Origin of the sequence: Streptomyces fulvoviolaceus, assembly GCF_000718165.1 — a bacterium.
Taxonomy (GTDB): Bacteria; Actinomycetota; Actinomycetes; order Streptomycetales; family Streptomycetaceae; genus Streptomyces; species Streptomyces fulvoviolaceus.
The window spans coordinates 12,420-24,777 of sequence record NZ_JOEY01000060.1 but is presented as its reverse complement, the minus strand read 5'-3'; the positions used below and the strand labels follow the sequence as shown (position 1 = coordinate 24,777).

Here is a 12,358-nt window from a genome sequence, read left to right as displayed (position 1 = left end):
CAACGCGCTGCTTGGGGGCGATGTGGGGAGAGGCACCGAGCCGCGGCAGCCGGCCGCCCCGGTCTCGGGGCGGCAGGTCGCCCGCCGTATCCGCATCCTTCGCGCGGCCTCCGAACTCGCCGCCCGTGACGGGCTCGCCGGCATCCAGATGCAGGACGTCGCCAAGGAGGCGAGCGTCGCCCTCGGCACGCTGTACCGCTACTTCCCCTCCAAGCCCTATCTGTTCGCCGCCGTGTTCGAGTGGCACATCGAGACGATCCTCGAAGGCCACGGCGCGGACACGGTCGTCGACGCGACGGCGGACCGGGCGGCCGAGGTGGCGGACACGCTCATCGCGCTCAGCGTGAAGCTGCTGGACAGCCCGCTGCTGGCCTCGGCGACGGCGCTGTCCGCGTTCAGCGAGTACGCGGCGGTGACTCCGACCCGGTTCGAGATCGTCGAGAGCTGCCTCGGACAGACGCTGCTGCGTGTGCTGGGCGTCGACGAGGTCCGGGAACAGGACCGCAGCGTGGTGCGCCTGCTCATCTACAGCTGGTGGGGGCTGTTCGTCGCGATGCTCACCGAGGAACTCACCGCCCGGCAGGCCGAGTCGGACCTGCGGCTGGCGGCGAGGCTCATCCTCGCGCCGTACGACCAAGGCTGAGCCGGCGTCACACCGCGGCAGGTCCTGCGAACCTGCCGATTTCCCGGTGCACGCCCCTTGGGCCGTGCACTGCCGCGTTGGTACTTTGGCGTCGGCACCAAACTGGAATAGATTCTAGTTTCAGCAGAGAGGCGCCGACGATGACGTCTGCCCTTCGCTTCGACCCGCGTCTCGAGCCCGAACGGCCCGTACTGCCTCCGTCGATGATGGAGCGCGTGACGTTGATCATGGACCTCTTCGAGCACCCCCGGACCCGCCTGACGCTCGAGACGGTCTCCCGGCGGACGCTGCTGCCACGCTCGACCGCCCACCGGATCCTCGACCAACTGGTCCGGCTGGACTGGCTCCACCACACGGAGTCCGGATACACACTGGGGCCACGGGCGCTCGGCCTGGGCGGACGGGAGATCGGGCACAGCACCCTGCGCGCCGCCGCGGCACCCCAACTGCTGGAACTGGCCATGCGGACCAAGATGGTCGTGCATCTCGCCGTGCTCGACGGGCTGGAGATCTACTACCTCGACAAGATCGGGGGCCGCGCGGCCGTGGACGTCCCCTCGCGGGTCGGCGGCAGGGCCGTCGCGCACTGCACCGGCCTCGGCAAGGCGATGCTCGCATGGCTGAACCCGGAGGAGGTCGACACGCGGTACGCACAGGCGATGGAGCGGCGCACCGACCACAGCATCGACCGGCTCGACGCCCTGCACCGGGAACTCGGTGCGATACGCCGTCGAGGCGGTCTGGCCGTCGACCAAGGGGAGTGTTTCGCGGAGATCGCGTGCCTCGGACTCGCGATCCGCGGGCCCGAAGGACCGGTCGGGGCGATCTCGGTGGTCGGCGAGGCGCGCTCCGCGGTGGAACGCGTCGCACCGCTGGTCGTGAACGCGGTCCGGGCGGTTTCCGACGAGTTCTTCGGCGGTCGGCGTTCCTGCCCCTCGGACGTGCCGGCTCGGCGGGGACGGGGTCCGATCCACCTGGAAAAGTGAGGGTTGTGCAAAACGTTTTGGATGCCTAGCTTTTGCGCCATGAGCGAGACAGTGCCCGCGACGTCGGGCCGCCTTGTGGTGACCGGGTGCGATCTGCTGCGCGTTCCGGCGCAGGGCGAGTGCGAGGTCCTCCGGGCGCAGGACATCGTCGTGGCGGACGGCCGCATCCAGGACGTACGGCCGACCGGCGCCACCGGTCCCGGGAATGCCGCCGAGGTCATCGACGGCCGGGGCCTGCTGGCCGTACCGGGCCTGGTCAACGCGCACACGCACAGCCCGATGGTGCTGATGCGCGGCGCGGCCGAGGACGTGAGCGTCGAGGGCTGGTTCAACGACCGCGTCTGGCCGATGGAGAGCAACCTCACCCCCGCCGACGTACGCGTCGGCGCCCTGCTGGCCTGCGCCGAGATGATCCGCTCCGGGGTCACCACCTTCGCCGACCACTACTTCTTCCCCGAGCGGATCGCCGAGGCGGTGGCCGAGACCGGGCTGCGCGCCGACATCGCGCCCACCTACTTCAGCAGCGGCGGCCCGGAGGCACTCGAAGGCACGGTGAAGTTCGCGGAGGCCTGGCACGGTGGAGCCGAGGGCCGGGTCACCGTCTCGCTCGGACCGCACGCCCCGTACACGGTCGACGACGGCGACCTGCGGACCCTGTCGGGGCACGCCCGGCGGCTCGGTCTGCGCCTGCACATCCACGCCGCCGAACACCTGGAGCAGACCGAGTCGAGCCTCGCGCGGCGCGGCATCACGCCCATCCGGGTGCTGCACGAGACCGGGGTACTGGACGCGGGCGCCCTCATCGCCCACGGCTGCGGCATCGTCGCCGACGACCTGCCGCTGCTGGCCGAGCACGCCGACCGGACCGCCGTGGCCTGCTGCCCCAAGGTGTACCTCAAGCACGCCCTGTCCCCGCTCACCCCGGTCCGGGAGCTGCTCGACGCCGGAGTGACGGTCGCGGTCGGCACGGACGGCGCCGCCGGACACAACACGCTCGACGTCTGGGAGGCCTTGCGGCTGGTCGCCCTGACCCAGAAGCAGGCGGAGCGGGACGCCACGTGGATGACGGTGTCCGACACCCTCCGGCTGGCGACGCGCGGCGGGGCCCGCGCCCTCGGCCTGGAGAACCGGATCGGGGCGCTGGAGCCGGGCATGCGGGCCGACATCGTCCTGACCGACCTGTCCGGACTCCACTGCCGCCCGCTGCACGACCCGCGCGCCGCCCTGGTCTACAGCGCTCGCGCCAGCGACGTCCGTACGGTGATCGTCGACGGCCGCGTCCTGATGCGCGACGGCGAGCTGCTGACCGTGGACGAGCACGCCCTGGTCACGGAGGCGGACGCCCGCGTGGCCCGGATCCTCGACACCTCCCACGGCAGGGCGGTGCAGCACTATGACCCGTGAGCCCTACCGAGCGGAACGTCAGTCGGTCGTTCGCAAGCCCGCCTCCATCAAGGACGTGGCCGCCGTGGCCGGGGTCAGCCCCACCACCGTCTCCCACGTCCTCAGCGGCAACAGGCCGGTCAACGAGCAGACCGCCGCCCGCGTCCGCAGCGTCGTCAACCGGCTCGGGTACGTCCCGGCCTCGCTGGCCCGCAGCCTGCAGGCCGGCTCCACCTCCGTCATCGGCCTGCTCATCCCCGACATCAGCAACACGTTCTTCGCCGAGCTCGCCAAGGGAGCCGAGGACGCCGCCCACGACCTGGGCTACGGGCTGATCCTGTGCAACACCGAGTTCGACACCGACCGCGAGGACCGCTACCTCGGCATGATCCGCAGCCGGTTCATCGACGGCATGGTGTACGCCTCCGGGTCGCCGCCCTCGCGCAGGCGGCTGGAGGCCCTGATGGGCAAGTTCCCCATCGCGCTCGCCGACGAGGAGGTCGAGGGGCTCGAAGGCGCCCTGATCGCCACCGCCGACCATGAATCGGGCGGCCGCCTGGTCGGCGAGCACCTGCGCGAGCTCGGCCACCGCCGGGTGCTGATGCTGACCGGACCGCGGGCCCTGAAGAGCAGCGCCGCCCGGGCGGCCGGCTTCGTACGGGCCTTCCGCGGCGAAGTCGTCGAACGCGTCGGCGACTTCAAGGAGGCCTCCGGCCACCGCCTGGTCGCGGGGCTCCTCGGGGAGGGCGGCCTGGACTGCACGGCCGTCTTCGCGGCCAACGACCTGATGGCCTTCGGCGCCCTCACCGCCCTCAGGGAAGCCGGACTCTCCGTCCCGCGGGACGTCTCCGTGGTCGGCTTCGACGACATCCGGGCCGCCTCCCTGTCCCACCCGCCCCTGACCACCGTCCACCAGCCCGCCTACGACGTGGGCCGCACCGCCACCGCGCAGCTCCTCCAGTACGTCTGCCGGGGCGAGGTACCGCCCGCATCCCGGCACACCCTCCCCGTCGAACTCAAGGTGCGCGGCAGCACGGCGCCGCCCGCCCGCTGACCTCCTGATCCACCAGGCGCGGTGTCGCGCTGTCCCTGTGCCCAAATTCCCTTCCTGGAAAGGCGATTCGCCATGCCCAGAGTCCTCGTCGTCGGCGAGTCCTGGTTCACGTACACGGTCCACCAGAAGGGCTTCGACGCCTTCCACACCGCGGAGTACACCGAGGGCGGCGGCGTCTTCCTCGACGCGCTGCGCTCGCGCGGCCACGAGGTGACGTACGTCCCCGCGCACGAGATCCCCACCAGGGTCCCGGACTCCGCCGACGGCTTCGACGCGTACGACGTCGTGGTCATCAGCGATGTCGGCGCCAACAGCTTCCAGCTGCCGCCGCAGACCTTCGGCGCGTCCGTCCCCTCTCCCGACCGCTCCGAGCTGGTGCGGGCCTTCGTCGAGCGGGGCGGCGGGGTGCTGATGATCGGCGGCTATCTGACCTTCAGCGGCATCGACGCCCGCGCACGCTGGGGGCGTACACCGCTGGCTCCCGCATTGCCGGTGGTCATGCTCGACCGGGACGACCGGGTGGAACTCCCGGCAGGTGCCGTGCCCGAAGTGGTGGCCGACCACGCGGTCGTACGAGGTCTGGAGCGGCGCTGGCCCGCGCTGCTCGGCCTCAACGAGGTCGCCGTACGGCCGGAGGCGTCCTTGCTGGCCGAGTGCGGCGGGCATCCGCTGCTCGTCGTCGGCGGCCACGGCGCGGGCCGCTCGGCCGCGTTCACCTCCGACGTGGCACCGCACTGGGCGCCGCCGCCGTTCCTGGGCTGGGACGGCTACGCCGAACTGTGGGACCGGCTGGTGCGCTGGCTCGCGGGGGCGGAGCGGGGACACCTGGTTGCCGATGTCTGAATTTCTCCCTGCGGAAATCCAACAGAAACCGGGCGCCGTAGCCAAAACGTTTTGGACTTCTTACTGTCAACGCAGCCACACACCAGATACCCGCCGATGCACATGATCAGGAGACGGAAGATGAGGAACGGAATAGGCGCCGCGGCCGCGATGGTGGCGGGGATGCTCGCACTCGCCGCCTGCGGAGGATCCGACGGGGATTCCGGGACGTCGGGAGCCTCCGGCAAGACCCGCATCAAATTGGTGGTCAATGGCGGACTCGGCGACAAGTCGTTCTTCGACTCCGCCTACGCGGGGCTGAAGCGGGCCGAGAAAGATCTCGGTTACGAACTCAAGGTGGTCGAACTCGGCTCCGACCGCACCAAGTGGGAGCCCGGCTTCGAGGACGCCGCAGCCGCCGACGACTACGACATCCTCGCCGCCGGCACCTTCGAGGTCACCGACTACATCGGCGAACTCGCCCCCCAGTATCCGGACAAGAAGTTCTGGGTCTTCGACGCCCCGGTGGACTACACGGGCAAGAACGGCACGTGTTCCGACAAGTGCAAGAACGTCTACTCCGTGACCTTCAAGCAGAACGAGGGCGGATATCTCGCCGGATTCCTCGCCGAGAAGCTGGTCGCGGACAAAGCACTGAAGGGCGCCGAATCCCTGAAGAAGGTCGGTGTCATGGGCGGGGTGAAGACCCCGCTCATCGAGGACTTCGTCGTGGGATTCAAGGCCGGATTCACGGCGGCCGGCGGCGCGAAATCCGACGTTCTCGTGCAGTACGTCGGCGGCGACAAGCCCTTCGGCGACCCGGCCAAGGGCAAGGAGATCTCCACCGCCCTGTACGGCCAGGGTGCCGCGCTGGTGTGGCCGGTGGCCGGGCTCTCCGGGCTCGGCACCTTCGAATCCGCGGTCAGCACCAAGCGGTACACCTTCGGCGTCGACTCCGACCAGTACCAGACCCTCACCGACCAGGCGCAGAAGAACACCGTCGTCACCTCCATCCTCAAGAACGTCGGCAACGCCCTCTACAAGGCCGCGCAGGACGACCAGAAGGACTCCCTGAAGTACGGCGCGGTGGAAACCGTCGGTCTCTCCGAGGACGCCGTGGGCTACGTGAACGACGAGCACTTCGAGCAGCTGGTTCCGGAGCGGATCCGCAGCGAACTCCAGGCGGCCGCGGACCAGGTGAAGTCCGGCTCCGCCAAGGTCCCCAGCGCCCTGTAGCCGACGAAAGCCAACGAAAGCCGATGAAACGGTCCCGACGATGAACGAGTCATGGCACACCGCAGGTCCAGCCGTCGCCGCCCGCGCGGTGACCAAGACCTACGGCAACGGGGTGCGCGCGGTCCGCGGCGTGGACCTGGAGGTCCCGCCCGGTGAGATCCGGGCGGTGGTGGGCGAGAACGGCGCCGGCAAGTCCACGCTGATGAAGCTGTTCTACGGCCTGGAGCAGCCCTCGTCCGGCGAGATCCTGATCGGCGGACGGCCCCGCGTCCTGCGTGGCCCCTCCTCGGCGATCGCGCTCGGTGTGGGCATGGTGCACCAGAACCTCATGCTGGTGCCCTCCTTCACGGTCGCCCAGAACGTCGTCCTCGGCGTCGAGCCCGGCCGCCGCGGCCTCGTCGACCCCAGGGCGGCCGTCGAGACCACCGCCCGGCTCGCCGAGGAGTCCGGCCTCGCCGTCGACCCCAGGGCGCGCGTCGACGAGGTCTCGGTCGGCATGCGCCAGCGCACCGAGATCCTCAAGGCGCTCCACCGGCAGGCCAAGGTGCTGATCCTCGACGAGCCGACCGCCGTCCTCACCCCGCAGGAGACCGAGGACCTCTTCGCCGCCGTACGACGGCTGCGCGACGGCGGGATGACCGTGCTGTTCATCTCCCACAAGCTGCGCGAGGTACGCGAGATCAGCGACACCGTCAGCGTGATGCGCGCCGGAGCACTGGTCGGGACCGTCGCCACCGCCGACGCCACCGAGCACTCCCTCGCAGCGATGATGGTCGGCCGCGATCTGATCCTGGACGTGGACCGCACCCCCGCCCAGACCTCGGAAGTCACCCTGAGCGTAAGGGACTTGGCCTACACGGCCCCGGTCGGCCAGTCCCTGCACGGCCTCGACTTCGACGTCGCCGCCGGAGAGATCGTCGGCGTGGCCGGCATCGAGGGCAACGGCCAGAGCGAACTGGCCGAGATCCTCGCCGGGTTGCGCCGCCCCACCGCGGGCACGATCCGCGTCGGCGGCACCGACACGGCCGGCCTCGACGTCGCGGGCCACCGCCGGGCCGGCATCGGCTACGTACCGGAGGACCGGCTGCACAACGGCGCCGCGCTCGACGAGTCGATCGCCGACAACCTCGTCGTCGACCGCCACGACCGCCCGCCCCTCGCCCGCCGCGGCATCCTGCACCCCAAAGCGGTACGCGCGCACGCCGAACGGCTCATCTCCGACTACGCGATCCGCACCCCCGACCCCTCGGTCCCGGTACGCGCCCTGTCCGGCGGCAACCTGCAGAAGGTCGTCGTCGCCCGCGAACTCTCCGCCGGGCCAAGGCTGTTGATCGCCTCCCAGATCACCCGCGGAGTGGACATCGGCGCCATGCGGTTCATGTACGAGCGACTGGTCGCCGCCCGGGACGCGGGCGCCGCCGTCCTGCTGATCTCCGCTGACCTCACCGAACTGCTCGCCCTCTCCGACCGGTTGCTCGTCCTCAGGGACGGCCGCCTGGTCGCCCGCTTCGACGACACCACCGGCCTCACCGAGAAACGGGTCGGCCTCTATATGCTCGGCGTCGAACAGCACGACCGGGAGCACCTCACAACGGGCCTCGGGGAGATCTCTTGACCGCCACCCTCATCGAGAGCGAGGACCGTCGGGAGTACCGCACGACCCGGCGCCGCGACCTCGCCGTCGACCTCAGCATGACCCTGGCCACCATCCTGGCCGCCCTCGCCATCGGCTTCCTCGTCATGCTCGCCACCGGCAAGGACCCGATCGCGGCCTACGAAGCCCTGCTCACCGGACCGATGGAGCGCTCCTTCCGCGTCGGCCGCTGGCTGGAGGACGCCACCACCCTCACCCTGCTCGGCCTGTCGGTGGCCATCCCCTTCCGCGCCCGCCAGATCAGCCTGGGCGCCGAAAGCCAGGTCTACGCCGGGGCGTTGGCGGCCGCGGTCGTCGCGATCCTCCTGCCGCTGCCGCCGGTCGTCGCCGTCATCGTCCCCCTGGTCGCCGCGGCCGCGGCGGGAGCCGGCATGGGCTTCGTCCCCGGGGCCATGAAGGCACGCCTCGGCGCCAACGAGATCGTGGCCACGCTGATGCTCAACGCCATCGTCGTCCGCGTCTACGACTACCTGGTCAACGGCCCCCTGAGACAGACCGGCAGCAGCGCGGTGCACTCCGAGCGCATCCACCCGGACTCCGCACTCACCCCGCTGACCGACTGGTTCGGCATCCCGCTGGGCCGGTCCAACATCGGCCTCGGCCTGATGCTGCTCACCGCCGTCGCGCTGTGGCTGCTCATCACCCGCACCCCGCTCGGCTACCGCATCCGGATGACCGGCTCCAACCCCGACTTCGCCGAGTACGGCGGTATCCGCGTGCCCCGCGCCATCGAGTGGAGCTTCGTCATCGGCGGCGCCGTCGCGGGCCTCGCCGGAGCCCACCTCGTCCTGGGCGTCTACGGCCGCCTCGAACCAGGAATGGCCGGAAGCCTCGCCTTCGAGGGGATCGTGGTGGCGCTGCTGGCCAGGAACAACCCGCTGGTCGTCGTGGTCGCCGGGCTCTTCTACTCCTACCTGCGCGCCGGGGGCGACATCATGGAACAGCAGACCGACGTCGGCACCGAGATCGTCGTCGTCATCCAGGCGGTCATCGTGCTGCTGGTCACCGCCCAGGCCCTCCCGGACCTGCTGAAGAGACGCCTCGCACGCAAGCAGGTGGGCGCCCGATGAGTTCCGTGCTCGACGTCGTCCTCAGCAGCGCCTTCCTCGCGGCCGTGCTGCGGGTCGCCACCCCGTACCTGCTCGCCGCCCTCGGCGGACTGGTCGCCGAACGCGCCGGCATCAGCAACATCGCCCTCGAGGGCCAGATGCTCGCCGCCGCCTGCACGGGCGCGCTGGTCGCCGGATACAGCCACTCCGTGGCCCTGGGCGCGCTGAGCGGGATCACCGTGGCCATGCTCCTCGGCCTGCTGCTCGCCGCGCTGCGCCTGGAGTTGGGCGCGGACGCGATCATCGCGGGCATCGGCCTCAACCTGCTCGCCTCCGGCGCCACCGCCTACGCGGTCTACACCCTCCTCGACGACAAGGGCGGCACCACCGGCCTCAGGAGCGGCACCCTGCCCACCGTCACCCTGCCCGGCATCGAGAGCATCCCCGTGCTCGGCGACGTGCTCAGCGGTCAGAACATGATCACTTGGCTGGCTTTCCTGGCCGCCCCCTTCGTCGCCTGGCTGTTCTTCCGCACCCGCTTCGGCTTCCATCTGCGGGCCGTCGGGGAGATGCCGGACGCGGCCGCGTCGGTCGGCATCGCGGCACGGCGCGTCCAGTACGCCGGTCTCGCCCTCAGCGGCGCGCTCGCCGGCCTCGCCGGGGTCTTCCTCAGCATGGGCTATGTCTCCTTCTTCGTACGGGACATGACGGCCGGCCGCGGTTTCATCGCCCTGGCCGCGGTGTTCCTCGGCGGACTGCGCCCCTGGGGCGTCTTCCTCGCCGCCCTCGGCTTCGGCGCGGCGGAGGCCCTGGCCGTACAGCTCGGCACGCTCGACGTGCCGCCGCAGCTGGTGTCGACGATCCCGTACGCCATGACCCTGGTCGCCCTCGCGCTGTACGCGTGGCGCCGTAAGCGCCGGGGCGCGGGAGAGGTCGCCGCCGTCTCCCTCTGAGCCGACCTGCCACGCGAAACCCACACCCGAATCGCCCTTCGGAAGGACAGCCATGCCCCGACACAGACCCCGAGCAGTGCTCGCCCTGACCACCACCGTCGCCGCCGTCCTCGGCAGCCACGCGCTCACGCCCGCGTATGCGACCGGACCGGCCCCGGAAGCCGCCGGGACCCAGAGGACACAGCACGGCGTGACACTCCTCGACACCCTCACCGTCCCCGCCGGAACCACGGAGTTCGGCATGCCCTTCGGCGGGCTGTCCGGCATCGACTACGACCCGAGGACCGGCGAGTACGCCGCCATCAGCGACGACCGCTCGGAGAACGGCAAGGCCCGCTTCTACACCCTTCGCCTGCCGCTGGACTGGGCCCGCTTCGCTGGTGACAAGCCCGTCCTCGACGGCCTCACCGTCCTGGCCGACACCACCGGTGAACCGTTCACCGCCAAGTCCGTCGATCCGGAGGCGATCCGCTGGACTGCGGGCGGCGACAGCCTGCTGTGGACGAGTGAGGGCGCCTCGAACTCCGGACAGCCCGCCTTCGTCCGGGAGGCGTCCGCCTCGGGCGCGTACCTGCGAGAACTGCCCCTGCCCACGGCGTACGCCCCGGTGAGGTCGGCCTCGGGCACGCTCACCTCGGGCGTCCGCAACAACCAGGCCCTGGAAGGCCTCACCCTCTCCCCGGACGGCACTAAGGCCGTCACGATCACCGAGAACGCCCTGGTCCAGGACGGCCCCGCGGCCACCCTGACGACCAGGAGCCCCTCCCGGCTGCTGGTGACGGACCTGCGTACGGGCCGGCCGGAAGCCGAGTACGTCTACGAGGTCGATCCGGTCTCGGACGCGCCCACGGCACCGCTGCCCCCGCCCGTCAACACCTACTCCGCGGACCGGGGCGTCTCCGAGATCCTGGCGATCGACGAGACCGATTACCTCACCGTCGAGCGGTCCTTCGCCTCCGGTGTCGGCTTCGCCATTCGCCTGTACTGGACCAGCACCCTCGGCGCCACCGACGTGGGCGGCGAAGACGCCCTGTCCGGCACCGAGACGCCCATGCGGAAGAAACTGCTGTACGACTTCACGCTCTCCGGCACCGACGCCGACAACGTCGAGGGCATCACCTGGGGACCCACCCTGCCCGACGGCTCCCGCTCCCTCGTCCTCGTCTCCGACGACAACTTCGGCTTCAATGGCGGCGTCACCAAGTTCCACCTGCTGTCCGTTCCGGCCGCCGGGAGGACCGGACGGGAGCTCGTGGACCTCGGGGGTCAGCCGTCCAGCAAGGAGCGGCCGAGCCAGTCGGAGCGGTCGCGTACGCCGGGGAGGGCGAAGAAGTAGCCACCTCCGGTGGGGGTGATGTAGTCCACCAGCGGCTCGTCGATCAGCCGTACCTGCGTGGCCTCGAACTGGCGGACCACGTCCTGCTGGTAGCAGCAGAACACCAGGCCCATGTCGAGGTCGCCGACTCCGTCGACGCCGCGGTCGTAGTTGTAGCCGCGGCGCAGGATGCGCGAGGAATCCGCCTTGGCGGTACGCGGGTTGGCGAGGCGGATGTGGGCGTCGAGGGGGATCGCCCGGCCGTGCGGATCCTTGGAGTAACGGGGTGTGTCGGTCTCCTGGGCGCCGTCGAGCGGGGCTCCGGTGTCCCGTCGTCGGCCGATCATCTGCTCCTGCTCGGTGAGCGAGACCCGGTCCCAGAACTCCACGCGCATGCGGATGATCCGGATGACCTGGTAGCTGCCGCCGACCGCCCAGGACGGTTCGCCGTCGGCTGCGGTGGCCCACACGAGCCGATCCATCTCACGGGCGGAGGAGGTGTCGGGGTTGGCGATGCCGTCCTTGAAGCCGAGGAGGTTGCGCTGCGCCCCGGTCGGGCGGGAGGGGTTCTGGAAGCCGTCGACGCGCCACTTGACCTGCATGGCTCCTCTGGTGTGCCGGGCGATGTCACGCAGCGCGTGCAGCACGGTGTCGGAGTGACCCGCGCAGATCTGCAGGGACAGGTCTCCGTGGCACTCGGCCGCGTCGAGGTCGTCGTTGGGGAAGGTGCGCATCGCTGTGAGACGCCGTGGCCTGGCGGCGGCGAGGCCGTAGCGGTCGTCGAAGAGGGAGGCGCCCAGGCCCACGGTGACGGTGAGGCTGTCGGCGGGGGTGTCGGGGCCGAGGATGCCGCTGTCGGACGGCGGGGCGCCCACACCCAGGTCCTCGGGGGTGCCGCCGGCGGTCAGGAACCGGGCCCGCGTGGTCAACGTACGCAACAGGTCGGTGAGTTCGGCGCGGTTCTCGGCGACGACGTCGAAGGAGACGAAGGCGGCGGCCGGTGGCTGCGGGGTGACGATCCCGGCCTGGTGGACGCCGTGGAAGGGCACCGTGTCGCCCTCCGCTGCGTGGGCGCGCCCGCCGGTGAGTTCCGCCCCGGCGAATCCGGCTCCGGCCAGCGCCGCGCCGGCCGCACCGACACCGAGGGCGGTCCGGACGAACGTACGACGGTCCGCTGGGCGGGAACCCTCGTGCGCTGCCGCGGGACCCGGTTGCTGGGTCGTCATCTCGGTGGTCCTTTCCTGGCGTTACGGCGGTGCGAGC

General features: G+C 70.9%; 11 protein-coding genes. 10 read left to right on the top strand and 1 reads right to left on the bottom strand.

What is annotated here, in order from left to right; translation table 11 throughout:
- Positions 1-22 precede the first annotated feature (22 nt).
- From IG08_RS0144520 to IG08_RS0144475, 10 genes are all read left to right on the top strand, one after another.
- A complete protein-coding gene (locus IG08_RS0144520; protein ID WP_030617481.1) occupies positions 23-643 on the top strand; it encodes a TetR/AcrR family transcriptional regulator in 621 nt (206 codons plus the stop codon).
- A gap of 140 nt (positions 644-783) precedes the next feature.
- Positions 784-1,629, top strand: coding sequence for an IclR family transcriptional regulator domain-containing protein (locus tag IG08_RS0144515; protein WP_052425139.1), 846 nt, complete (start codon positions 784-786; stop codon positions 1,627-1,629).
- A gap of 39 nt (positions 1,630-1,668) precedes the next feature.
- Positions 1,669-3,033 (top strand): amidohydrolase, encoded by a 1,365-nt coding sequence (locus IG08_RS0144510; protein WP_030617475.1) that lies wholly within the window; start codon positions 1,669-1,671, stop codon positions 3,031-3,033.
- Positions 3,023-4,066 carry a LacI family DNA-binding transcriptional regulator gene (locus IG08_RS0144505; RefSeq protein ID WP_043456690.1) on the top strand — a complete coding sequence of 348 codons (1,044 nt, stop codon included), beginning with the start codon at positions 3,023-3,025 and terminating at the stop codon, positions 4,064-4,066. The genes IG08_RS0144510 and IG08_RS0144505 overlap by 11 nt, the downstream gene beginning before the upstream one ends.
- A 72-nt stretch (positions 4,067-4,138) precedes the next feature.
- Complete coding sequence (locus IG08_RS0144500) at positions 4,139-4,909, top strand: glutamine amidotransferase (protein WP_030617468.1); 771 nt, start codon at positions 4,139-4,141, stop codon at positions 4,907-4,909.
- Positions 4,910-5,029: 120 nt separating this feature from the next.
- Positions 5,030-6,124, top strand: a complete 1,095-nt coding sequence (locus tag IG08_RS0144495; protein ID WP_030617465.1) for a BMP family lipoprotein — start codon at positions 5,030-5,032, stop codon at positions 6,122-6,124.
- 40 nt (positions 6,125-6,164) lie between these two features.
- Complete coding sequence (locus tag IG08_RS0144490; RefSeq protein WP_030617462.1) at positions 6,165-7,739, top strand: ABC transporter ATP-binding protein; 1,575 nt, start codon at positions 6,165-6,167, stop codon at positions 7,737-7,739.
- Positions 7,736-8,848 (top strand): ABC transporter permease, encoded by a 1,113-nt coding sequence (locus tag IG08_RS0144485; RefSeq protein WP_030617459.1) that lies wholly within the window; start codon positions 7,736-7,738, stop codon positions 8,846-8,848. Before IG08_RS0144490 ends, IG08_RS0144485 begins: the two co-directional genes overlap by 4 nt.
- Positions 8,845-9,780 carry an ABC transporter permease gene (locus tag IG08_RS0144480; protein ID WP_030617455.1) on the top strand — a complete coding sequence of 312 codons (936 nt, stop codon included), beginning with the start codon at positions 8,845-8,847 and terminating at the stop codon, positions 9,778-9,780. The genes IG08_RS0144485 and IG08_RS0144480 overlap by 4 nt, the downstream gene beginning before the upstream one ends.
- Before the next feature lie 52 nt (positions 9,781-9,832).
- Positions 9,833-11,116 (top strand): esterase-like activity of phytase family protein, encoded by a 1,284-nt coding sequence (locus tag IG08_RS0144475; RefSeq protein ID WP_078655982.1) that lies wholly within the window; start codon positions 9,833-9,835, stop codon positions 11,114-11,116.
- On the opposite strand, the gene efeB is transcribed toward IG08_RS0144475, so the two are convergent.
- Positions 11,047-12,321 carry an iron uptake transporter deferrochelatase/peroxidase subunit gene (efeB, locus tag IG08_RS0144470; RefSeq protein WP_030617449.1) on the bottom strand — a complete coding sequence of 425 codons (1,275 nt, stop codon included), beginning with the start codon at positions 12,319-12,321 and terminating at the stop codon, positions 11,047-11,049. The two genes, IG08_RS0144475 and efeB, sit on opposite strands and share 70 nt — an antisense overlap.
- Positions 12,322-12,358 lie beyond the last annotated feature (37 nt).

Bases quoted from the DNA above. Each gene is read 5' to 3' on its own strand.
- IG08_RS0144515 (WP_052425139.1), top strand. From the start codon at position 784: ATGACGTCTGCCCTTCGCTTCGACCCGCGTCTCGAGCCCGAACGGCCC.
- IG08_RS0144510 (WP_030617475.1), top strand. From the start codon at position 1,669: ATGAGCGAGACAGTGCCCGCGACGTCGGGCCGCCTTGTGGTGACCGGG.
- IG08_RS0144505 (WP_043456690.1), top strand. From the start codon at position 3,023: ATGACCCGTGAGCCCTACCGAGCGGAACGTCAGTCGGTCGTTCGCAAG.
- IG08_RS0144500 (WP_030617468.1), top strand. From the start codon at position 4,139: ATGCCCAGAGTCCTCGTCGTCGGCGAGTCCTGGTTCACGTACACGGTC.
- IG08_RS0144495 (WP_030617465.1), top strand. From the start codon at position 5,030: ATGAGGAACGGAATAGGCGCCGCGGCCGCGATGGTGGCGGGGATGCTC.
- IG08_RS0144490 (WP_030617462.1), top strand. From the start codon at position 6,165: ATGAACGAGTCATGGCACACCGCAGGTCCAGCCGTCGCCGCCCGCGCG.
- IG08_RS0144480 (WP_030617455.1), top strand. From the start codon at position 8,845: ATGAGTTCCGTGCTCGACGTCGTCCTCAGCAGCGCCTTCCTCGCGGCC.
- IG08_RS0144475 (WP_078655982.1), top strand. From the start codon at position 9,833: ATGCCCCGACACAGACCCCGAGCAGTGCTCGCCCTGACCACCACCGTC.
- efeB (WP_030617449.1), bottom strand. From the start codon at position 12,321: ATGACGACCCAGCAACCGGGTCCCGCGGCAGCGCACGAGGGTTCCCGC.